The sequence below is a fragment of the Rhizobacter sp. P2_G4 genome (assembly GCF_056403575.1).
In genome coordinates, this window is the sequence record NZ_JBFUFG010000001.1 from 33,900 (window position 1) to 55,303 (window position 21,404).

General features: G+C 66.4%; 25 protein-coding genes. 13 read left to right on the forward strand and 12 right to left on the reverse strand.

Translation table 11 applies throughout. The features are described 5' to 3' along the window. The first annotated feature begins 5 nt into the window (after positions 1-5). The 4 genes from AC1DYS_RS00160 to AC1DYS_RS00175 all read left to right on the forward strand — a co-directional run bounded on the left by AC1DYS_RS00160 (position 6) and on the right by AC1DYS_RS00175 (position 3,214). Complete coding sequence (locus tag AC1DYS_RS00160) at positions 6-746, forward strand: aquaporin (RefSeq protein WP_477894870.1); 741 nt, start codon at positions 6-8, stop codon at positions 744-746. Then, on the forward strand, positions 739-1,608 hold the full coding sequence (gene arsN2 / locus AC1DYS_RS00165; protein WP_477894872.1) for an arsenic resistance N-acetyltransferase ArsN2: 870 nt from the start codon (positions 739-741) through the stop codon (positions 1,606-1,608). The genes AC1DYS_RS00160 and arsN2 overlap by 8 nt, the downstream gene beginning before the upstream one ends. Further along, the gene (locus tag AC1DYS_RS00170) at positions 1,605-2,813 is read left to right on the forward strand and encodes an MFS transporter (protein WP_477894874.1); all 1,209 of its coding nucleotides are present in this window, start codon (positions 1,605-1,607) and stop codon (positions 2,811-2,813) included. Before arsN2 ends, AC1DYS_RS00170 begins: the two co-directional genes overlap by 4 nt. Before the next feature lie 77 nt (positions 2,814-2,890). Next, complete coding sequence (locus AC1DYS_RS00175; protein WP_477894876.1) at positions 2,891-3,214, forward strand: GNAT family N-acetyltransferase; 324 nt, start codon at positions 2,891-2,893, stop codon at positions 3,212-3,214. Between the two features lie 141 nt (positions 3,215-3,355). On the opposite strand, the gene AC1DYS_RS00180 is transcribed toward AC1DYS_RS00175, so the two are convergent. Beyond that, positions 3,356-3,967 (reverse strand): LysE family translocator, encoded by a 612-nt coding sequence (locus tag AC1DYS_RS00180; protein ID WP_477894878.1) that lies wholly within the window; start codon positions 3,965-3,967, stop codon positions 3,356-3,358. Between the two features lie 86 nt (positions 3,968-4,053). Beyond that, positions 4,054-4,269 (reverse strand): hypothetical protein, encoded by a 216-nt coding sequence (locus AC1DYS_RS00185; protein WP_047497979.1) that lies wholly within the window; start codon positions 4,267-4,269, stop codon positions 4,054-4,056. A gap of 186 nt (positions 4,270-4,455) precedes the next feature. Here AC1DYS_RS00185 and ggt point away from each other — a divergent pair, with 186 nt between their 5' ends. Together ggt and AC1DYS_RS00195 are read left to right on the forward strand one after the other, a co-directional pair. Continuing rightward, the gene (gene ggt / locus AC1DYS_RS00190) at positions 4,456-6,192 is read left to right on the forward strand and encodes a gamma-glutamyltransferase (protein ID WP_477894880.1); all 1,737 of its coding nucleotides are present in this window, start codon (positions 4,456-4,458) and stop codon (positions 6,190-6,192) included. 150 nt (positions 6,193-6,342) lie between these two features. Beyond that, on the forward strand, positions 6,343-6,759 hold the full coding sequence (locus AC1DYS_RS00195) for a VOC family protein (RefSeq protein WP_477894882.1): 417 nt from the start codon (positions 6,343-6,345) through the stop codon (positions 6,757-6,759). Between the two features lie 59 nt (positions 6,760-6,818). Here AC1DYS_RS00195 and AC1DYS_RS00200 read toward each other — a convergent pair whose 3' ends face one another. Continuing rightward, positions 6,819-7,613, reverse strand: a complete 795-nt coding sequence (locus tag AC1DYS_RS00200) for an SDR family NAD(P)-dependent oxidoreductase (protein ID WP_477894884.1) — start codon at positions 7,611-7,613, stop codon at positions 6,819-6,821. A 168-nt stretch (positions 7,614-7,781) separates the two neighbouring features. Between AC1DYS_RS00200 and AC1DYS_RS00205 the strand changes: the two genes are divergently transcribed. The 7 genes from AC1DYS_RS00205 to AC1DYS_RS00235 all read left to right on the forward strand — a co-directional run bounded on the left by AC1DYS_RS00205 (position 7,782) and on the right by AC1DYS_RS00235 (position 12,523). After that, entirely contained in the window at positions 7,782-8,264 is a 483-nt protein-coding gene (locus AC1DYS_RS00205; protein WP_047497994.1) for a hypothetical protein, read from the forward strand. 193 nt (positions 8,265-8,457) lie between these two features. Continuing rightward, entirely contained in the window at positions 8,458-8,808 is a 351-nt protein-coding gene (locus AC1DYS_RS00210) for an ArsR/SmtB family transcription factor (protein WP_477894887.1), read from the forward strand. Beyond that, positions 8,792-9,286 carry an SRPBCC family protein gene (locus AC1DYS_RS00215; RefSeq protein WP_477894889.1) on the forward strand — a complete coding sequence of 165 codons (495 nt, stop codon included), beginning with the start codon at positions 8,792-8,794 and terminating at the stop codon, positions 9,284-9,286. The genes AC1DYS_RS00210 and AC1DYS_RS00215 overlap by 17 nt, the downstream gene beginning before the upstream one ends. After that, positions 9,283-9,630 carry a GFA family protein gene (locus tag AC1DYS_RS00220; RefSeq protein ID WP_477894891.1) on the forward strand — a complete coding sequence of 116 codons (348 nt, stop codon included), beginning with the start codon at positions 9,283-9,285 and terminating at the stop codon, positions 9,628-9,630. The genes AC1DYS_RS00215 and AC1DYS_RS00220 overlap by 4 nt, the downstream gene beginning before the upstream one ends. Before the next feature lie 231 nt (positions 9,631-9,861). Further along, on the forward strand, positions 9,862-10,926 hold the full coding sequence (locus AC1DYS_RS00225) for an aromatic ring-hydroxylating dioxygenase subunit alpha (RefSeq protein ID WP_477894892.1): 1,065 nt from the start codon (positions 9,862-9,864) through the stop codon (positions 10,924-10,926). Positions 10,927-11,012: 86 nt separating this feature from the next. Beyond that, positions 11,013-12,029: an ABC transporter substrate-binding protein gene (locus tag AC1DYS_RS00230; RefSeq protein WP_477894894.1), complete on the forward strand. Its 1,017-nt coding sequence runs from the start codon at positions 11,013-11,015 to the stop codon at positions 12,027-12,029. Beyond that, positions 12,026-12,523, forward strand: coding sequence for a nucleoside deaminase (locus AC1DYS_RS00235; protein ID WP_477894896.1), 498 nt, complete (start codon positions 12,026-12,028; stop codon positions 12,521-12,523). Before AC1DYS_RS00230 ends, AC1DYS_RS00235 begins: the two co-directional genes overlap by 4 nt. 30 nt (positions 12,524-12,553) lie before the next feature. On the opposite strand, the gene AC1DYS_RS00240 is transcribed toward AC1DYS_RS00235, so the two are convergent. The 9 genes from AC1DYS_RS00240 to AC1DYS_RS00280 all read right to left on the reverse strand — a co-directional run bounded on the left by AC1DYS_RS00240 (position 12,554) and on the right by AC1DYS_RS00280 (position 21,383). Beyond that, the gene (locus AC1DYS_RS00240; protein WP_477894898.1) at positions 12,554-13,453 is read right to left on the reverse strand and encodes a sugar phosphate isomerase/epimerase family protein; all 900 of its coding nucleotides are present in this window, start codon (positions 13,451-13,453) and stop codon (positions 12,554-12,556) included. Positions 13,454-13,464: 11 nt separating this feature from the next. Next, entirely contained in the window at positions 13,465-14,346 is an 882-nt protein-coding gene (locus AC1DYS_RS00245; protein WP_477894900.1) for a 4-hydroxyphenylpyruvate dioxygenase, read from the reverse strand. Between the two features lie 38 nt (positions 14,347-14,384). After that, positions 14,385-14,843 carry a type II 3-dehydroquinate dehydratase gene (aroQ, locus tag AC1DYS_RS00250; RefSeq protein ID WP_477894902.1) on the reverse strand — a complete coding sequence of 153 codons (459 nt, stop codon included), beginning with the start codon at positions 14,841-14,843 and terminating at the stop codon, positions 14,385-14,387. A gap of 23 nt (positions 14,844-14,866) precedes the next feature. Beyond that, the gene (locus AC1DYS_RS00255) at positions 14,867-15,907 is read right to left on the reverse strand and encodes a Gfo/Idh/MocA family protein (RefSeq protein ID WP_477894904.1); all 1,041 of its coding nucleotides are present in this window, start codon (positions 15,905-15,907) and stop codon (positions 14,867-14,869) included. Next, positions 15,907-16,653, reverse strand: coding sequence for an ABC transporter ATP-binding protein (locus AC1DYS_RS00260; RefSeq protein WP_477894906.1), 747 nt, complete (start codon positions 16,651-16,653; stop codon positions 15,907-15,909). The genes AC1DYS_RS00255 and AC1DYS_RS00260 overlap by 1 nt, the downstream gene beginning before the upstream one ends. A gap of 4 nt (positions 16,654-16,657) precedes the next feature. Then, positions 16,658-17,419, reverse strand: coding sequence for an ABC transporter ATP-binding protein (locus AC1DYS_RS00265; protein WP_477894908.1), 762 nt, complete (start codon positions 17,417-17,419; stop codon positions 16,658-16,660). Further along, the gene (locus AC1DYS_RS00270; RefSeq protein WP_477894910.1) at positions 17,416-18,399 is read right to left on the reverse strand and encodes a branched-chain amino acid ABC transporter permease; all 984 of its coding nucleotides are present in this window, start codon (positions 18,397-18,399) and stop codon (positions 17,416-17,418) included. The genes AC1DYS_RS00265 and AC1DYS_RS00270 overlap by 4 nt, the downstream gene beginning before the upstream one ends. Positions 18,400-19,228: 829 nt before the next feature. Continuing rightward, on the reverse strand, positions 19,229-20,104 hold the full coding sequence (locus AC1DYS_RS00275; RefSeq protein ID WP_477894912.1) for a branched-chain amino acid ABC transporter permease: 876 nt from the start codon (positions 20,102-20,104) through the stop codon (positions 19,229-19,231). 136 nt (positions 20,105-20,240) lie between these two features. Further along, a complete protein-coding gene (locus tag AC1DYS_RS00280) occupies positions 20,241-21,383 on the reverse strand; it encodes an ABC transporter substrate-binding protein (protein ID WP_477894914.1) in 1,143 nt (380 codons plus the stop codon). Positions 21,384-21,404: the final 21 nt, after the last annotated feature.

The window sequence follows — 21,404 nt, forward strand, 5'->3', positions numbered from 1 at the left end:
GGGCCGTGGCTGCTGAATCGCCGCCTCCTGCGGCGCCCTCTCCGGCACAGAAGCTTTTGGCCGAGGGGCTGGGGACGGCGCTGCTGCTCTGCGTCGTCATTGGCTCCGGCATCATGGCCGAGCGCCTGGCCGGCGGGAACATGGCCATCGCGCTGCTGGCCAATGCGCTGGCCACAGTCGGCGGCCTGTATGTGCTGATCGAGGTGTTGGGGCCGGTCAGCGGCGCGCATTTCAACCCGGCGGTCTCGCTCGCGATGGCCGTGCGGGGCGCGCTGCCGCGTCCCTTGCTGCTGCCCTACATCGCGGTGCAGCTGCTGGGCGCGGTGCTCGGCGCCTGGTTGGCCCACGCGATGTTCGACCAGGGCATTCTGCAAACCTCCACCAAGCTGCGAAGCGGTGGCGGCCAGTGGCTTGCAGAAGCGGTGGCCACGTTCGGGCTGCTGCTGGTCATCTTGCGGGCACCGCAGTCGCGCGTGGCCGCGATGGTGGCGTGCTACATCGGCGCCGCCTACTGGTTCACCGCGTCCACCTCGTTCGCCAACCCCGCTGCGGTGCTCGGCCGCATGTTCAGCAACAGCTTCGCCGGCATTGCGCCGGTAAGCGCACCCAGCTTCGTGCTGGCTGAACTGGCGGGCGCCGCCTTGGCGCTGGCCGTGAACAGCGCCCTCACCCGGCGAGCAGCAGCTTCTGTTGCCGCCACCAATGCCGATGCATCGATTGCCAAACCCACATCCACCCATGCCTGACGTCACCATCTTCCACAACCCGGCCTGCGGCACGTCCCGCAACACGTTGGCGCTGATCCGGCACGCGGGAATTGAGCCGACCGTCATCGAGTACCTGAAGACACCGCCAACGAAAGACACGCTGCGCGAACTCGTCGCTTCGATGGGCGTGCCGGTGCGCTCGCTGCTGCGCGAGAAGGGCACGCCGTACGCCGAGCTTGGCCTCGGTGAGACTCGCTGGACCGACGAGCAACTGCTCGACTTCATCGGCCAGCACCCCATCCTGATGAACCGGCCGGTTGTCGTCTCGCCGCTGGGCACCAAGCTGTGCCGGCCGTCCGAAGAGGTGCTTGAGCTGCTGCCGGTGGGCCGGCTGCCGCCCTTCGTGAAGGAAGACGGCGAGGCGGTGCAAGACGATGGTGTGCGGCGCGCCGCGGGCGGCTTGACGCTGCGCCCTGCGTCCCAGCTGGATTGGCCGTCCATCGAAGCCTTGTTGAAGGTGAACAGCCTGCCCATCGACGGCGCACGTGAACACCTCGCGGCCTACATCGTGGCCACGGTCGGCGGTACCGTGGTGGGCACAGCTGGCATCGAGCGGCATAGAGAGATCGGCCTGCTGCGGTCCGTGGCGGTGTTGCCCGAGCGCCAGAAGCAAGGCCTGGGCATGGCGATGCTCGAACGCATGGTGGCCGACGCACGCACGCTTGGGCTGTCGCACCTGTACCTGCTCACGACCACGGCGGCCGACTACTTTGCTGGCCTCGGCTTCACGCCGCAACCACGAGACAGCGCACCGGCCGCACTGCAGGCCTCGGCCGAATTTCGCGGTGCGTGCCCGGCCTCGGCGGCGTTGATGGTTCGCTCAATCACATCAGCGGCATGAACTTCGACGCGCGCGCCCGCGCCGTCACCGTGCTCGGCCTTGCGCAGACGCTGGCCTGGGCCTCGTCGTACTACCTGCCCGCCATGCTCGCTGCGCCGATGGCGCGCGACCTCGGCATCTCGGTGCCCACCGTCTTCGCGGCGTTCTCGGCGGCCCTCGTGGTCTCTGCGCTGTTAGGGCCGTATGCCGGGCGCGCCATCGACCGCTGGGGCGGCCGCCCGGTGCTGATGGGCACCAACCTCGTCTTCGCGCTGGGCTTGGCCGGCCTCGGCATGGCGCAAAGTCCGCTGGCGATGTTCGCTGCCTGGCTCGTGCTGGGCATCGCCATGGGCAGCGGGTTGTACGAGGCGGCGTTCGCGGCGCTGGTCCGCCTGTATGGCCAGCACTCGCGCGGGGCGATCACCGGCGTCACGCTTTTCGCCGGCTTTGCGAGCACGGTGGGCTGGCCACTGTCGACCTTCCTCGAAGCGCACATCGGCTGGCGAGGCGCGTGCCTCACGTGGGCCGCGCTGCACCTGGTGCTCGGGTTGCCGCTGAACGCCTTGTTGCCTCGGGCCACCACCATCGCCACACCCACCACCGACCAGCAACTCGCCGTCGACAACACACCAGCGCCCGCCACGCCTGCGAGGGCGGCTTACCTGCTGAGCCTGGTCTTTGCAGTCACCTGGTTCACCAGCACCGCGATGGCCGCGCACCTGCCGCGCCTGCTCATGGCCGGCGGCGCCACGCTCGCCGCCGCGGTGCTGGTGGGTAGCCTGGTCGGGCCGGCCCAGGTGGCAGCGCGGCTGCTGGAGTTCGGTTTTCTGCGCCGGCTGCACCCGCTGCTCTCGGCGCGAATCGCCACGCTGATGCACCCGCTCGGCGTGCTGCTGCTGGCGGTGTTCGGCGCGCCGGCGGCGGCCCTCTTCGGCGTGCTCCACGGTGCCGGCAACGGCATCCTCACCATCGCCAAGGGCACCCTGCCGCTGGTGATCTTCGGCCATGAAGGCTATGGCCATCGGCAGGGCGTGCTGATGGTGCCGGCACGCATCGCGCAAGCCTTCGCGCCCTGGCTGTTTGGCCTCTGCCTGGACCGATGGGGTGTCGGTGCCTTGTGCCTGTCTGCAGCCCTCGGTATCGTGGCCTTCGGCGCGCTGCTGGCGCTGCCCCGCCTGAACGAGCCGCGCCGCCTTGCGCCCACAGCCCCCGCGTCCAACGCCTGAACCATGTCGATACGAATTGCCAACCCCACCGATGCCGAGGCCATCGCCGCCATCTACGCACCGATCGTCGTGACACGGTGATCTCGTTCGAGACCGAACCACCATCCGTCGAGGAGATGCGCGCCCGCGTGGTCTCCACGCTGAAGCTGCTGCCCTGGCTGGTGTCGCTCGACGAGCAGGGCGTGGTGAACGGCTACGTCTACGCAGGGCGGCATCGCGAGCGCGCGGCCTATCAGTGGTCGGTCGACACGACCTCGTACGTGCGCGCCGACAGCCGAGGCCAAGGTGTCGGAAAGGCGCTCTACGGAGCGCTGTTCGAAGAGCTTGCCGGGCTCGGCTACTTCCAGGCCTTCGCCGGCATCGCGCTGCCGAACGAGGCCAGCGTGGGCCTGCATGAGTAGGTCGGTTTCAAGCCGATAGGGATCTACCGCAACGTCGGCTTCAAGCGCGGCGCCTGGCACGACGTGGGATGGTGGCAGTGTTCCATTCAGGAACCTTTGGCGAACCCGCTGCCGCCCCGCGCGTTTGCCTGAACGCGGGCCTCAGTTCGTCATCGGCAGCGCGATGCCCATCGCGACGAACATGCCGCCGCAAACCCGGTTGAACTTCTTGCCCACGCGTTCGAGCACAGGCCGGATGCGGTGGGCCAGCAATGCCAGCAGGTACTCGACCAGAAACTCGATCACCACGAAGTTGGTCGCCATGATGGCGAACTGCAGCAGCAGGTCGCGGTTCGGGTCGATGAACTGCGGCATGAAGGCGCCGTAGAACAGCAAGGCCTTCGGGTTCGACACTGCCGTCAGAAGGCCCTGGCGGAACAGCTCGGTGCCACGCGTGTTTTCTTTCGACGCATCGGCCCGGAGCTGGATGGCCGGTGCGCGCCACAGCTGGATGCCGAGCCAGACGAGGTACAGGCCGCCGATCAGCTTGAGCACCGTCAATGCGTGGGCCGAGGCCTTCAGCAAGGCGCCGATGCCGACCATCGACAACGCGATCAGCACCACGAACCCGATCGCGCCGCCCGCCACTGTGAACAGCGTCTTGCGGTGCCCGTGAAGAGCACCATGGGTCAGCACCAGCAGGCTGTTCGGGCCCGGCGTGAGCGACAGGCCGAATGCAGCGACGAGATAGAGCAACCAGGTGTGCAAGGCCATCGATTTCCTCTGCCGTTCAGGACCGAGACAGTTTCAGACCGGAGCGCTGTGTCGGATGCCGCGCCCTGCGCACCGTTGCTCGCTGCTCAGCGCTTCGAGGTTTGCTTTGTGGAAGGCAGCATGGCGTCGGTGGGCCAGCCATACGACGCCACGAGAACAGTCTTTATGACGGCTTTGGCGGCCTGGGCTGCTTGCGCTTCTTTTGCGGCGTGACTCACTCCCTCTTCCGTCTTCGCTGCGGTTTGCGCGAGTTTCTTGCTGGGGCGAGTTGCTTTCAAGGTCGTGTTCAAGATCAGTGTCATGTCGTCAGTGGGGGAGCGATTGTATTTGCTGCTGTTTCTGTGCAGTCTGCGCGCCTGGCTCTGCGCCGTTCCTTGAGCGCTTACGGGGTCTGCTCTGAAACCCCTTGATGCAACGCGAGCGGTATGCCGGCGCTACATTGCCTCGACCTCGGCGGCCACGTCGGCCGCGCGATCCAAGGAGACATCATGAGCATTGCCCCTTCGCTGCGCACGTTCGCTGCGGCCTTCGCCAGCCTGTGGTCAGTGCTGGCGTCACCTCTCACCCATGCCGCCTCGGTGGCACCGGTGGCGGCCGAGAACGGCATGGTCGTGACGGCCCAGCACCTGGCCACACAGGTCGGCGTCGACGTGCTGAAGAAAGGGGGCAACGCCGTCGATGCGGCCGTGGCCGTGGGCTATGCGCTCGCCGTGGTCTACCCGGCCGCTGGCAATCTCGGTGGCGGTGGGTTCATGACCATTCAGCTCGCCGACGGCCGCAAGACTTTTCTCGACTTCCGCGAGAAGGCGCCGCTCGCGTCCACACCCGACATGTACCTCGACGCCAGCGGCAATGTCGTGAAGAACCTGAGCACACGCGGCCACCTCGCGGTGGGCGTGCCGGGTTCGGTGTCGGGCTTCGAGATGGCACGCGCGAAGTACGGCACGCTGTCGCGCGGCGCGCTGCTGGCGCCGGCCATCCGCTTTGCGGAACGCGGCTTCGTGCTCGAGCAGGGTGACATCGAGATGCTGCAGGTCGCAACCGAAGACTTCCGCAAGGATGCCGACTCGGCCGCGATCTTCCTGAACAAGGGTGAGCCCTTCGAGGTCGGGCAGCGCCTGGTGCAGAAGAACCTGGCGAAGACGCTGCGCCTCATCGCGCAGAAGGGCGAGGCCGGCTTCTACACCGGGCCGGTGGCCAAGACCATCGCGACCTCGAGCCGTGCGGGCAACGGCATCGTGACGCGGGAAGACCTGGCCCAGTACCGCACACGTGAGCTCGCGCCGGTGGAGTGCGACTACCGCGGCGTGCACATCGTGTCGGCGCCGCCGCCGAGCTCGGGCGGCGTGGTGGTCTGCGAGATCCTCAACGTGCTCGAAGGCTATCCGTTGAAAGAGTTGGGCTACGGCGCGGCACAAGGCGTGCACTACCAGATCGAGGCGATGCGCCATGCTTATATGGACCGCAACAGCTACCTCGGCGACCCTGAGTTCGTGCAGAACCCGCTGGCCCGCCTGCTCGACAAGGCCTATGCCGAGAAGATCCGCGCCGTGATCGACCCGGCCAAGGCCGGCGTCTCGGCCGAGATCAAGCCGGGCGTGCCGCCGCACGAGGGCAGCAACACCACGCACTACTCCATCGTCGACAAGGCGGGCAACGCCGTGTCGGTGACCTACACGCTGAACGACTGGTTCGGCGCACGCGTGACGGCCGGCAACACCGGCGTGCTGCTCAACAACGAGATGGACGACTTCACCGTCAAGGTGGGCGTGCCCAACATGTACCGCCTGGTGCAGGGCGAGGCCAACGCCATCGCGCCGGGCAAGCGCCCGCTGAGCTCGATGAGCCCGACCATCGTCTCGCGCGACGGCAAGCCGCTGATGGTGCTGGGCACGCCCGGCGGTAGCCGCATCATCACGGTGGTGGTGCACACCATCCTCAACGTGGTCGACTACGGCATGAACATCCAGGAGGCAGTAGACGCGCCGCGCTTCCACCAGCAGTGGCTGCCCGAGACCACCTCGGTCGAGCCGCGCGGCCTGAGCCCCGACACACGCAAGCTGCTGGTCGCGATGGGGCACAAGCTGAGCGACCCGCAGCCGGCCAACCACGTGGCAGCGATCATCGTCGGCGCGCCGTCGCTCGACGGCAAGCCGGTGGGCAAGAACCGGTTCTATGGTGCGAACGACCCGCGGCGCAACACCGGGTTGGCGCTGGGGTTCTGAGCGGAATCGGAGCGCGCTGCGCGGGACCGACCGGATTTTCGAGACGGGCGATGCTCTGTTGTCGATTCCGGCGGTAGTTGATCGTCGTGGGGTTGGAGCGCTTCACAAATGAAGGCTTCAGGCCCTCAGACAACCAACTGGAACAACCCCATGACAAAGATGATCTTCCTGAGCCTGCCGATCACCGACCTCACCGCCTCGACCGCCTTCTACAAGGCCCTGGGGTTCACGCTGAACCCGCAATTCAGCAGCGACGACGGCGCCTGCATGGTGTGGAGCGAGGCGATCTACGTGATGCTGGTCACCCACCCCAAGTGGCGCACCTTCACGCAGCGGCCATTCCCGGCGGCCGGGTCGGCCGGGTCGATGCTCTCGCTGGCCCTGGACAGCCGCGATGCCGTCGACGAAATGAACCGTGCCGCCGCGGCCCACGGCGGGCAGGCCGATGTGAACCCGGCCGAGGACATGGGTTTCATGTACACCCGGGACCTCGCCGACCCCGATGGCCACATGTGGGCTGCGTTGTGGATGGATCCGGCGTCGATGCCACCGGCTGCTCAGGGCTGAGCCTTCGGCGACAACACGCGCCTGGCCGCAGTCAGGCGGATAGGCGCCAACCCGTGGCGTCACGCAATCGTGTCGACCACCCCGCCGTCCACCCGCAGCGCAGCACCCGTCGTCGCCGAGGCCTGCGGCGAACACACATAGACCACGAGGTTCGCCACCTCCTCGACCGTGGCCATGCGCTGGATGATGGAGCTGGAGCGCTGGCTCTTCACGAAGGCGTTGCCCACCTGCTCGATGGTCTGGCCCGACTTCTCGGCCGCCGACTTGAGCATGGTGCCCACGCCGTCGGACATCGTCGGCCCCGGCAGCACCGCATTCACCGTGACGCCGCTGCCCGCCACACGCTTGGCCAGCCCGCGCGAGATCGAGAGGTTGGCCGTCTTGGTGAAGCCGTAGTGAATCATGTCCGCCGGAATGTTGAGCCCCGACTCCGACGAGATGAACACCACGCGGCCCCAACCGCGGGCAACCATGCCCTTCAGATAGGCGCGCGAGGCGCGTATACCCGACATCACATTGACGTCGAAGAAGCGCTGCCACTGCTCGTCGGGCGTGTCGAAGAAGTCCTGCGGGCCGTAGATGCCCACGTTGTTGACGAGGATGTCGGCCTCCGGCACCGCGGCCAGCAAGCTCACCACGCCTTCGGCCGTGCCCTGGTCGGCCGCCACGCCGCGCACGCTGGCCCCGGGCAAGGCGTCCTTCAGTTCGGCGAGCGCGGTTTCGACCGATGACTGCGTTCGGCCGTTGACCACCACGCTGGCGCCGCTTTCGGCGAGGCCGCGGGCGATGGCGAAACCGATGCCGGCGGTCGAGCCGGTGACGATGGCGGTCTTGTTCGAGAGGTCGATCTTCATGGAGCCTGCATCCTTGAAAGGGTGAAGTGACCGAGCGTACGACCCCCGGGTTTGCCCTGAGCGGGGTGCGGCCATTGGGCAGCTGCCACGGTGCTGTCACACTCGGTCCATGTCCGCAGCGCTGAGTCGCGGACGCCACAACCCCTTGACGAAGAGAAAGAGGAGACCATGGACGCCTTCTACTACTGGAGAAATTTCGAGCAGGACATGAAAGCCGGCCTGCCGGGCTACTTCAAGTCGACCTCGGAGAAGCTGCAGATCCTGGCCGACGGCCAGCCCGAATTCATCTGGGTGTTCAAGACACCACAGGGCCGCAAGGGACAGCTCCAGGTGCTCGGCCGCCTGCATTGGCGCGACGCACCGACCAAGGGCTTCCGCAAGGAGGCCGGCTACTTCTACATCCACTACGACGCAGCGCACCCCAAGTCGGAGCTCTTCACCGACAGCGGCACCGATGCCGCGCTCGATGTCACCACCACCTGGGCCTCGCGCCACTTCCAGCAGATGCGCACCGCCAACTTCAACGGCGCACATGGGCAGGAGGCCCTGCGCGGCCAGCCGCTGAAAGAACTGGAAACGCAGGCCCGCGGCTTCCAGAGGCGGCCGGTCGTGACGGTGGTACCGGGCGACGAGGCAGTCAAGGCCGCCTGATCGCCGAACTGCAGGGCCCGGTGCCGCGCCAGGCCGAGCGCGGCGCCCGGCCCTGTTGACCCGCGAGATCGACAGCATCTCGTTCCAAGCGCGGGGCCTGCACCTCAAGACCCCGCTGCTCACGGCACTTCGCTTGACGTCGGCCGGCTTTGTATTTATCTTGATGGCTACTTAGCCGATCAGGTAAATACACATGAACCCCGACCGCCTGAACGCCACCTTCGCCGCCTTGGCCGACCCGACGCGCCGCGCCATCCTCGGGCTGCTGACCCAGGGCGAGGCCACGGTGAACGAACTGGCCGCCCCGTTCGACATGCGGCTGCCCAGCGTCTCCAAGCACCTCAAGGTGCTGGAGCGCGCCGGCCTGATCGAGCGCGGCCGTGAGGCGCAGTGGCGCCCGCGCCGCCTGCAGGCCGCGCCGCTGAAGGAGGCTTCCGACTGGCTGGACGGTTATCGAGGCTTCTGGGACGCGAGCTTCGACCGCATGGCCGGCTACCTCGATGAACTGCACACCAAGGAGACCGCCCATGGCCGAAAGAAATGACGCAGCCAAGCTGGCCGATGCGCACGAACTCATCATCACGCGGCTGCTCAACGTGCCACGCTCGCTCGCCTTCAGCGTGTGGACGTCGCCCGAGCACCTGGTGCGCTGGTGGGGGCCTCGCGATTCGTCAGGCCGCGACTTCACCACGCCCTCGTGCGAGATCGACTTCCGCCCCGGCGGGCACTACCGCATCTGCATCCGTTCGCCGAAGGGCCAGGACCTGTGGCAGCGCGGCACCTACCGCGAGATCGTCGAACCGGAGCGTCTGTCATTCACCTTCGCGTGGGAGAACGATGGCGTGGCCGACACCGTCACGCTCATCGAGGTGAGCTTCAACGAGCAAGGAGCCGACAAGACGCTGATGCGCTTTCGCCAGAGCGGGCTGCCGACGGCGACGTCGCGAGACGAGCACCTGGTCGGCTGGGAGCAGTTCGCCGACCGCCTCGCCGCCTACCTCGACAAAGGAGACTTCACATGACCTACCAAGGCAGTTGCCACTGCGGCGCAGTGGCGTTCCAGGTCGAAGGCGAGCTGACCGGCGCGATGGCCTGCAATTGCTCGATGTGCTCTCGCAAAGGTTCGCTGCTGTGGTTCGTGCCGCGCGACGCGATGACGCTGCTGACGCCCGACGATGCAGCCGGCCACTACACCTTCAACAAGCACGTCATCCATCATCGTTTCTGCACGCGTTGCGGCATCCACACGCACGGCGAGGGCGTCGACCCGAAGGGCAACCGCATGGCGGCCATCAACATCCGATGCCTCGAGAACATCGATCTCGATGCCGTGCCGGTGCATCACTTCGATGGCCGTTCGAAATAGCAAGTTGGCACGCCATCTGCTTGATCTGGCGCAACGAGAGTAGAAGCGTTCACCGCAACGCGCAGATGCACCAGCACGGCACCAGCCGGTGCCGCATCAGCGCCAAGCGGCCGGAAATTGCTCTCGAAGTGCCCTGAAGAAGTGCCGCGCTTTATGCCCCCTCGGTGAAGCGCTGTGCCCTGACGGGAATCTCCACTTCGAGATGGCCCGCACGGGCCAGGAGCGCTTCTCATGCTGACCACCCGTCAACCTGTCTTCCGCAAGCACTGGCATGCGGTGATGCCGCTGTCTCTGCTGGCCGATGGCCCGCAACCGTTCACGCTGCTGGGCGAAAACATAGTGCTGTTTCTCGATGCCCAGGACCAGCCTGCGGCATTGAAAGACCGCTGCTGCCACCGTACCGCCAAGCTGTCCAAGGGCCAATGCGTGAATGGGCAGTTGCAGTGCGGTTATCACGGCTGGACCTACGACCGCAGCGGCCGTGTGGTGCGCATCCCGCAGTACGCCGACGACCGGCCGATCCCGCCCGACTACTGCACGCCGGCTTATCACTGCACGGCGCGCTACGGCTACGCCTGGGTGGCGCTCGACGAGCCCATCGCCGACATTCCCGCCGTGCCCGAGTTCGGCGCGCCGGGCTGGCGCACCATCTTCCAGTTCTACGAGCGCTGGAGCACGAGCCCGATGCGCGCGCTGGAGAACAGCTTCGACAACTCGCACTTCAGCTTCGTGCACCGCGCCACCTTCGGCGTGGCCGCGCAGCCCACGCCGAGCAAGTACGAGCTGGTGGAGAGCGACACCGGCTTCTACGCCGAGACGGTAATCCCCGCGGCCAACCCGGCGCGCTACCAGCGCATCAGCGGCGTGACGGATGAGGTCACCACGCGCCACATGCGCAACGCGTACTTCCTGCCGTTCTCGCGGCGGCTGGACATCGAGTACCCGTCCGGCATCAGGCACATCATCATCAACTGCTTCACGCCGATCGACGACGGGCACATCCAGCTGTGCCAATGGCTGTTCCGCAACGACACCGAGGCCGATTGCCCCGCGCAGATGCTGATCGACTTCGACGAAGAGATCACACGTGAAGACAAGGACATCCTCGAGTCCACCGACCCCGATGCGGTGATCGACACCCGACGCCGCGGCGTCGAGTATTCGATGGACAGCGACCGGCCCGGCATGCTGATCCGCAAGAAGCTGCTGGAGCTGCTCGGCCGGCATGGCGAGCGCGAGATCCACCGCGGGAATGCCCACGAGCACGCGGTCATTCCCATCCAGGCTGCGGCCTGAGTTTTCGCCAGCGCGCGTTCCGTTCGGGTACTTCCCCGAACAGGACGTTGGCCATCCGTTTCTTCTCAACCCACCGGAGCCCCACCATGCAACGCCGCCATTTCATCCAATCCACTGCCGCCAGCCTCGCCACCATCGCCACGCCCTTCGTCTTCGCGCAGAACCCCACCCGCATCAAGTTCACGCTCGACTTCCGCATCAGCGGCCAGACCGCGCCCTTCCTGCTCGCGCTCTACAAGGGCTACTACAAGGACGAAGGGCTCGACGTGAGCATCGACGTCGGCAGCGGCTCGGTCGCGTCGATCACCCGCACCGCGAGCGGCGCCTACGACCTGGGCTTCGGCGACATCAGTTCGCTGATCGAGTTCAACGCCACCCAGCCGGGCTTGGTGCAAGCGGTCTACCAGTACTACAACCGCGCACCCTTCGCGATCATCGGCCGCAAGGACCGTGGCATCACCGCCGACTTCAAGAGCCTGCAAGGCAAGCGCATCGCCGCGGCCGCGGTCGAGTCCACTAAGCGCTGCTGGCCGATGGCCGCCAAGCACGCGGGCGTGAAGGCCGACGCGTTCGAATGGATCACCACCGACTTCAGCCAGCGCGACAACGTGATCGTGCGCGGCGACGTCGACGGTGCCACCTACTTCCACGACTCCGCTGTCTCGCTGTTCCAGCGCATCAAGCCCGATGAGCTGAGCGTGCTGCCGTTCGCCAGCACCGGCCTCGCGGTGTATGGCAACGCGGTGCTGGCCGCCACCAAGCTGATCAACGAGAACCCGAAAGCGGTGGCCGCGTTCGTGCGCGCCACCAACCGCGGCGTGATGGAAACCATCGCCAACCCGATCGCCGCGATGGCGTACGTGAAGCAGCGTGAACCGATGATCGACGAGAAGGTCGAGGCCGAGCGCTGGAAGATCACGCAGGCTTATGTGCTCGGCGCCGACACGCGCGAGCATGGTGTGGGCGACGTGCGCAGGGCGTTTGTAGAACAGCAGGTGGCCGAGGTCAGCGAGACCTTCGCGCTGAAGAGTAAGCCGGATGCAGCAGCGGTCTACAACCTGAGCTTCTTGCCGCCCAAGGCCGAGCGGATGGTGAAGGCATGAGCGGTCCCCTGGAACAAGCGCTGGGTGAGCACGATGCGCTCTACCTTCGCCGCGCGATCGAGATGTCGGCAATGGCGCGGCAGCGTGGCAACCGGCCCTTCGGTGCAGTGATCGCGACCGCCGATGGTCAGGTGCTGGCCGAGGCGATCAACAGCAACGGAGAAACGGGCGATTGCACCGCGCATGCCGAGGTGAATGCCTTGCGCGAAGCCACACCGCGCCACCCGCGCGAGCTGCTGTCCGGCGCAACGATGTACGCCTCGGGCGAGCCGTGCGTGATGTGTGCCGGCGCCATCTTCTGGTCGGGCATCCCGCGTGTGGTGTTCGGCATCGATGCGGTGCGGCTGCGAGTGTTTCGCGGCGACGTCAGCGAGCAGCGCGATGCGGAGTTGTCTTGCCGCGATGTGTTTCGTGCGTCACCGCATGCGATCGAGACGATCGGGCCTTGCCTGATCGGCGAGGCCTCGGTGCCGCATGTGGGGTTCTGGCGCTGAGTTGGAGTGCGCTCAGCACGCACTGTTGCGTCAGCGCGCCGCCTTCAACCGCATCTGCCCCGGCAACGGCACCGATCGTTGCAGGATCGTTTCGCCCAGCCACTGCGCCGAGCGCAGCGCACGCTCGGCGACCACGTTGGTGCGCATCTGCTGGTAGTCGTCGTTGAAGACTTCGAAGCTGTAGTCGCCGCGGTAGCCGAGCCGGTCCAGGCGCAGCACCATGTCGGCCACCTGCTCGCTGTGCACCCCTTCACCGGGGAAGACGCGGAAGTGACGCGCCGTGTTGATGCGCTCCTCCACCGAGCGGATCTCGTTCCACATGAAGTCGGCCAGCTGCACGAGGAAGATCTTGTCGGGGTCGATGAGCTCCAGCTCGTCGAGCGAGGTCTTCATCGCGAAGCTGTGAAAGGAGTCGAGGCCGATGCCGAGGTTGGGGGCATCGGCGCGGCACACCACGTCCCAGGCCTGCGGAAACTCGTTGATCGTGCGGCCCCACGAGAGCGCCTCGAATGCGACCTTGATGCCGTGCGGCACCGCGAGCATCGCCAGGCGGCGCAGGTCGCGCGCGATCACGTCGAGGTCCTCGCTGGCGTGCGTCGAGGTCGACGAGCACACCAGCAGCACGCGCGAGCCCACCGCTGCGCACATCTCCAGCATCGACTTGGCGATGTCGACCTTGTACTCACGCAGCTGGCCGGTGAGGCCTTCGAAGTCGCGCAGCACCTGGAAGCCGGTGACGCGCAGGCCGCTGTCGCGCACGGCCTGCACGGCGGCGTCCACGCCCTCGGCATGCCCGGTGAGGTCGCGTGCCGACAGCATGATCTGCGTGAAGCCGGCCGCGCGCACCGCCTGCAGCTTGGCCGGCAGCGGGCCCGCCAGCGAGATGGTGTCCATGCCGAAGTCGTCGATGTTGCCGGTGAACTGGCTCATGGCTGGCTCCTTCAGCTGCGGCTGTCGAGCACCAGCTCGAAGGACACGCTGCCGAGCTGGGTGTCGGTCAGCGCGCCGCGCGGCCCGACCGGCACCGCGGCCGAGCCGGAGAAGCCGACGCCGCGTGCGCGCAGTGCCGCGACGCTCGCCTGCACGTCGGGCGTGCCCAGGCCGATGCGGGTGAAGTATTCGCTGCCGTCGATGTCGAGCTGGCCCGGCTCGGGCTCGATCATCTGCAGATAGAAGCTGCCGCAGGGGCTGCGCAGCACATGGCCCTTGGGCAGGATGCCGAAGCGCTCTTCGTCGGGCAGCGCGCTGAAGCCGAACAGCTCGGCGTAGAACTCGGTCCAGTCGTAGGAACGGTCGACGCCGATGTACTGCACCGCGCCGAAGAAGTGCAGGCCGGTGAGTGCCGGCGGGCGCGGGTCGACGCCGGGAATGGGGATGAAGTCCACGTCATAGATCGAGAACTCCTTGTAGCGGTCGACGAAGTAGATGCGACTGCTGCCCACGCCATGAATGGCCGGGATGTTGAGCTCCATCACCGCCACGTGTGTCGGCACCGCCCAGGCCCCGCGCTCCAGCACCTGCCTGTAGGCGCTGGCGGCATCGCGCACGCGCAGCGCAATGGCGGCAATGGTGGGTGTGGCGCCGGGTGCGTTGGCACTGCTCACCTCGGGCACGTGGGCGTTGACGATCACGTTCATGTCGCCCTGCCGGTACAGCAGCACCTCGCGCGAGCGGTGGCGCGCCACCGGATGAAAGCCCATGGTCTCGAGCACCTGGCCCAGCGCCTGCGGCTTGGTGGTGGCGTATTCGATGAACTCGATGCCGTCCATGCCCAGCGGGTTGCTGGCCGCCTGGAGGCCTTCGCGTTGCAGTGCGGTGTCCATGGTCGTGCTCCTTGATGTGATGGCGCTGAAGCGTCGGGCTAGGAGCGCGCCTTCGCGCGCATCACCAGCCCCTCGATCGCCAGCGCATAGCCGTCGGTGCCGAAACCCACCACGATGCCGGCCGCCACTGGCGACAGCCACGAGTGGTGGCGGAAGGCCTCGCGTGCGTGCACGTTGGAGATGTGCACCTCGATCACCGGCGCGTCGATGCCCTTGATCGCATCGTGCAGCGCCAGCGAGGTGTGCGTGTAGGCGCCGGCGTTGAACACCACGCCCAGCAGCGTGCCGGCCTTGAAGGCGCGACCGGCCTCGTGCAGGCTGTCGATCAGCACGCCTTCGTGGTTGCTCTGGCGGAAGTCGATGGCCAACTCGTGGCGCGCGGCCACCTCGTGGCACATCGCTTCCACGTCGGTCAGCGTTGTGGCGCCATAGATGCCGGGCTCGCGCGTGCCCAGCAGGTTGAGGTTGGGGCCGTTGAGGATGAGAACGGTCTTCATGGGTGTCCTTGGGTCATTGGGAGTCAGGCTGCGAGGCGCATGGGCTGGCGCGTCGCGGCGGCCTGTGCCACGGCCAGCGTGACCTCGAGCGTGCGCATGGCGTCTGCAGCCGTGACGAGGGGCTGAACTTCGCCGCGGATCACCGCGCAGAAATGCAGCAGCTGTTGTTGCAGCGGGTCGAGTTCGGGCACGGCGATCACCTCGGTGGCCATCGGCTCCCACCACGACGCCGGGCCGGCATAACGGCGCAACCGCATGGTCGGCACCTCGAGCGAGCCGCGATCGCCGGCGATCACATAGCAGTCTTCATCGGCGTGGCGGTCGTAGCGCTTGTTCTCGCCCGAGGTCTGCTCCCAGCTGCGCGGGCTGGCGGCCGCGTCCGACAGCAAGAAGGTGCCGAGCACGCCGTTGGCAAAACGCAGGTTGATGGCCACCGTGTCTTCCACCTCGAAACCACGCGCGGCGTTGGAGGCCAGCGCCTGCACCTCGACGATGTCGCCGACCAGTGCGCGCAGGTTGTCGATCTCGTGCACGAGGTTGATGAGGATCGGCCCGCCGCCGTGCTGCGTGCGCCACGGGCCCTCGGTGAAATAGCTATCGGGCTTGCGGAAGGTGGCGCTGCCGTTCACCGTGACGAGCCTGCCGAGCCGGCCGCTGGCGATCACCTGCCGCGCGGCCTGCAGGATGGTGCTGTGCCGCCGGTGGTGGCCGACCAGAACCGGCACGCCGCTGGCCTCGGTGGCCGCCACCAAGTGCTGTGCCTCGGCGAGTGTGTCGGCCACCGGCTTCTCCACCAGCACCGGCACGCGGTGCTGCAGGCAAGCCAGCGCGCCGGACACATGCAGCGCATTGGGTGTGGCGAGGATCACGCCATCGGGCTGCGTGGCGGCGAGCATCTCGTCCAGCGTCGCAAAGCCCGGCACGCCCATCTCGCGAACCCAGGCCGCGGCAGCCGGCGACGGGTCGGCGATCGCTGCCAGCGTGCATTCGGGCGTCGCGCGAATTCGCTCGGCATGGGCGCGGCCGACTTGGCCGGCGCCTGCGATCGCGAGGCGCAATGCCATCACGCCACCTTCGACGCCATGGCGTGCGCGCCGCCGAGGAAGAGCCGCTCGATGTGCGGGTCGGCCAGCAGTTCGTCGGCGCGGCGGTGCAGCACCAGCCGGCCCGATTCGAGCGCGATCGCCTCGTCGGCCATCTTCAGCGCGCTCTTCACGTTCTGCTCGACCATCAGCACCGTGGTGCCCTGCTCGGCCAGCGTGCGCAGCAGCTTGAACACATCGGCCACCACCATCGGCGAGAGGCCGATCGAGGGCTCGTCGATCAGCAACACCTTGGGCCTTAGCAACATCGCGCGCGCGATCTCCAGCTGCTTCTGCTCACCGCCCGAGAGCGCAGACGCCTGACTGTGAATGCGCTCCTTCACACGCGGAAAGCGCTCCAGCACCTCGGGGATGCGCTCGTGCGTGGTCTTCATGCCGAGCGTGATGCCGCCCAGCTCGAGGTTCTGCCACACCGTGAGCTGGCCGAACAGGTTGCGCCCCTGCGGCACGAAGGCCACGCCGTGCTTGACCAGCAGGTCTTTTGCGCTCGCACCGGTGATGTCTTGCCCATCGAGCTTGATGCGGCCCTGGCGCACCTTCAGCATGCCGAACAGCGTCTTCAGCACGGTGGATTTGCCAGCGCCGTTCGGCCCCAGCAGCAGCGTGATCTGACCACGCTTGGCCTTCAGGCTCAGGTTGTTGAGGATCATGAAGTCGCCATAGCCCGCGACAACATCATCGAATTCAATGCAGATGTCCGTGCTCATCGCGTCAGTTCCCGAGGTAGGCATCAAGCACCTGCTTGTTCGCGCGGATTTCTGCGGGCGTGCCTATAGCCAGCACCTTGCCTTCGACCATCACCATGATGCGGTGGCAGAGGTCCATCACGAAGTCCATGTTGTGCTCGATGACGATGAAGCTACTCCGCTCCTTGCCCGATCCATGGTCGCGGTTCAGGTCTTTCAGCAGCGTGCTGATGCCGCCCACCAGGCTCGGGTTCACACCGGCGCAGGGCTCGTCGAGCAGCACCAGGTCGGGCTCGCTCATGAAGGCCATCGCGATGTCGACCAGCTTCTGCTGGCCGTAGCTCAGCTCGCCCGCCTTCTTGTGCGCCACATGCCCGATGCGGAACTGCGCGATCAACGCGTCGGCCTTCGCGCCCAGGCCCGAATCGCTCGGCGCGAACATGCGGCTGCCCATGCTGCCGTGGTGCTCTTGCGCAGCCACCAGCAGGTTGTCGCGCACGCTCATCTTGCCGAACACCTGCAGTGTCTGGAAGGTGCGGCCCACGCCGCGGTGGCTCAGCTGCAGCGGCGACAGGCCGGTGATGTCCGCCCCCTTCAGTTCGATCTTGCCGGCGTTGGGCTTGATCTGGCCCAGCACGCTGTTGAACATGGTCGTCTTGCCCGACCCGTTGGGGCCGATCACACCGAAGATTTCGCCGGGCATCACCTCGAAAGACACGCCCGCCACGGCCACGACCGCGCCGTACGACTTCTTCAGGTCCGTCACTTTCAGCAGCGGCACGCTCATGGCTGAGCTCCGACGGAAGCCGCGGCCGCAGCACGTGCCGCCGAAGCCTCACGCGCCACGCGCTTGGCTTTGATGCGGTCGGGAATGCTCAGCAGCCCATCGGGCAGCCACAGCATCAGCAGCACCACCGCGCTGCCGAAGACGAACAGGTACCAGCCCTGCGCGAAGCGCAACCACTCGGGCAGCAGCACGCCCACGGCCGAGCCGATCAGCGGGCCGAAGAAGTAGCCCGAGCCACCGACCACCACCATCAGGTACATCATGATCGACGCCCCCACGGTGAACGGCGCCGGCTCGATGAACTGCACCAGCGATGCAAACAGCGCACCGGCCGCACCCGCGTACGCCGCGCCGATCGCGAACGACAGCAGCGTGTAGGCCTGGATGTTCACGCCCAGGCTCTCGGCACGGATCGGGTTGTCGCGCAGCGCGGTGAAGGCCTTGCCCCAGGGCGAGTTCAACAATTTCCACAGCAGCGCACCGAGCACCAGCGTCGTGCCGAGGATGAAGTAGTAGTACGGAAGGTTCTTGTCCAGCGAGAAGCCGAAGAGCGAAGGCCGCGCGATGTTGTTGATGCCGAAGGTGCCACCGGTCAACCACTCTTCGTTGCGCATGACCAGCCACACGGCCGTGTTGAAGCCCAGCGTCGCGAACGCGAGGTAGATGGTCTGCACCCGCAGCGCCGGGAAGCCGAGGCCGATGCCGACCACAAAGCAGCCGACGATGGCCAGCGGCAGGCCGATCCAGAAGCTGAAGCCGGCCTTCAGCAGGATGGCGACGGTGTAGGCCCCGATGCCGAAGAAGGCGGCGTGGCCGAGCGACTTCTGGCCGGCGTAGCCGATGGTGAGGTTGAGGCCCATGTTGGCGATCACGAAGATCAGCCAGTAGCTGAAGAGGTAGAGGCCGTAGCTCTTCATGAAGGGGGGGACGGCGATGAGCAGCGCTAGGGCTAGGGCGCCGGCGAGGAGTGGTTGTTTCATGGGAGTTTCTTGCTCGTGCGCGTCGTCGGGTCTGCGGATGTCGATTCGCTCCGTGCGTTTGCCGGCGGCGTGCCTGCATTCGCATGCTGGTCTTGTTCACTGCGTGAGGCCGATGTCGGGATGTGCCCCCGACAGGGCAGTAACTTTCTTTCGCTTCCCCGAAAGAAAGTCACCAAAGAAAGGGGGACCCGACGGTGGCGGTCGGCCTTTGGCCGACTGCTCTGCGATGCTCGGTCTTTGGGGCCCGCGCCAAACTCGCTTCGCGGCCTGCGGCCGCTGCGCTCAGACAAACGGCGCGAAGTCAGTTCACGAAGCGCGCTTGCGCGCGCGGCCCCAAACCCCTGCGCTCCTCGACGCCACCCACGGGGCCCAAGAGCAATACGGGTCGTTGCTTCGCAACTTCCCGACGCCTCGCTTCGCATCGGGCGAGCGAAGCGACGCGTCATCGTGCGATGCGAAGCGAGCAGAGTCTGGTGTTCGTCTCCCCCTTCGGACGAGCTGAGCAGCACAGGGCTTTGCAGCTGCGTGCGCAGCACGCTTCGTCCTCTGACTTCGCGCCGTTTGTCTGAGCGCAGCGGCCGCAGGCCGCGAAGCGAGTTGGGCGCGAGCTGCAAAGACCGAGCAGCGCAAGGCAGCCCTTGCGCAGCAAGGGCCGAGTCGGCAGGGGTCGCTTCTTTGCCTACTTTCTTGTCGATACAAGAAAGTAGGTCGCCTGCCGGGGCGACATCCCGGCGCGGCCTCACGCAGTGAACAAGAAATGCGCAAAAGCGAGGCTTCGATACCTCAGCCCGAACGGTGTGAGATACGCGAGGAAACACAACCGAGAAGCTCATACCTTTCGCTCCTCTTTCACACCCAACAACCCCTGCGGCTTGAACAAAATCACCAACATGAAAACCACCAGCGCCACCGCATCCTTGTAAGCCGGCGAGATGTACGCCGACGCCAGGTTCTCCGCCACCCCCACGATCAACCCACCCAGCAGCGCCCCACGCGAGTTGTTGAAGCCGCCGATGATCGCGGCGAAGAAGGCCTTGGTGCCAAGCGGCTCGCCCATGTCGAACTTGGCGAGGTAGGTTGGTGTCACCAACAGCGCCGCCGCGCAGGCGAGCAGCGCGTTGATGGCGAAGGTATAGAACACCATGCGCGGCACGTTGATGCCGAGCACGGTGGCGCTGTCGGTGTTCTGCGCCACGGCCTGCATCGCGCGGCCGGTCACCGTCTTCGCCAAGAAGGCCTGCGTGCCCAGCACCAGCACCAGCGCCATCACCAACGTGCCCAGGTCGACCAGCGTGACGGTCACGCCGGCCACGTTGAACAGCTTGTCGGCGAACAGGCTGGGGAAAGGGTGGGCCTCTGCCGTGAATCCGGCGCGGATGCCGTTGCGCATCGCGATCGCGAGGCCGATGGTGGCCACCACGATGGGCATCAGCCCGAACTTCAGCAGCGGGTCGGCCACCCCGCGCTTGAAACCCCAGCCTAGCACCAGCACGGCCAGCGCGCACGTGACGAGAAAGCTCGCCCACAGCGGCAGGCCTACGCTGATGAGCCCCAGCATCGTGAACGCCGGCAGCATGACGAACTCGCCCTGCGCGAAGTTGATCGTGCCGGAGGCCTGCCACAGCAATGTGAAGCCCAACGCGGCGAGCGCATAGATGCTGCCGGTCGCCATGCCGGACAGCACCAGTTGAAGAAAGTCGGTCATGGGGGTGAGGCCCCCCAGTCGCTGCGCTCCTGCCCCCGAGGGGCGCCACCCCGGTGGCCCGGCAAAGCCGGTTCCACGGGGCGTTGCTTGATAACTTGCTCGCTGCTCATTGCGAAGCGGCCTCCGGGGGTGCTCGTCATTTCTTACCCAAAGGCGGCAGCACTTCCTTGACCTCTTGCTTGCCGTTCTTCACCTCGACGATGAAGCTCTCGCGGTCGAGGTCGCCGTTTGCATCGATGGTCACGTCCATCAGCACGCCGGGTTCCTTGGCGGCCGAGATCGTGAGGCCGTGCAGAGCCTTCGCGGTGGCCACGCGGTCGAGCTTGCCGACCTTCTCGATGGCGGCCTTCAGCATGTAGACGCTGGTGTAGCCCTTGATGCCGTTGTGGTCCGAGACGTACTTGTATTCCTTCTCGAACTTGCTGCGGAAGGCGCGCACGTTGGGGTTGGGCGCGTCGACCGTGAGGCCCACGTGGGCGATGGCGCCGTTGGCGGCTTCGCCAGCGAGGTCGATGACCTTTTGCCCGGTCAGCGTGGTCTCGCCGATGATGGGTTTGCTCCAGCCTTGCTTGCGCAGTTCTTTCAACGCGCGGGCCGACTCTTCCTCGTTGGTGTAGACGAACAGCACGTCGGCGTTGCTCTGCTTGGCCTTGAGCACGGGGGACGCGAAGTCCACCTGCCCGGACTCGGTGGAGATGTCGGCCAGCACCTTCAGCCCGCTCGCTTCGGCGGCCTTGTCGAAGGCATCTCGCCCGCCCTTGCCGAAGTCGTTGTTGACGAAGATCACCGCCACCGTCTTGGCCTTGAGGTTGTTGGCGATGTAGCGCGTCACCTTCGGCATCGACGAGGCCTGCGTGAAGCTGGTGCGGAAGATGTACGGGTTGCCTTGCTGCGTGATCGGCGTGGCTTCGCCGCCGGTGAAGTTGGGGATCTCCGCGCGCTTGGTCTCGGCCATGCTCACGAGCACCGAGCCCGAGAAGGTGGGGCCAAGCACGGCGAATACGTCGTCGTCCACCGCCTTGGTGGCCAGGCCCTTGGCCACACCGGGGTTGGACTGGGTGTCGTTGACCATCGTCTCGAGCTTCTTGCCGAGGATGCCGCCGGCGGCATTGATCTCTTTCACTGCGAGCTCGATGCCGTTCTTGGCGTTGGTGCCGGCGGTGGCGCCGGCACCCGAGAGCTCCTGGATCACGGCGAGCTTGATGGTCTGCGCCTGCGCGGCCGTGGTTGCGGCGACTAGCGCGGCGGCGAAGGTCACGCTGTGTGGAAGTTTGTTCATATACATGTCTCCTGTTGTTTG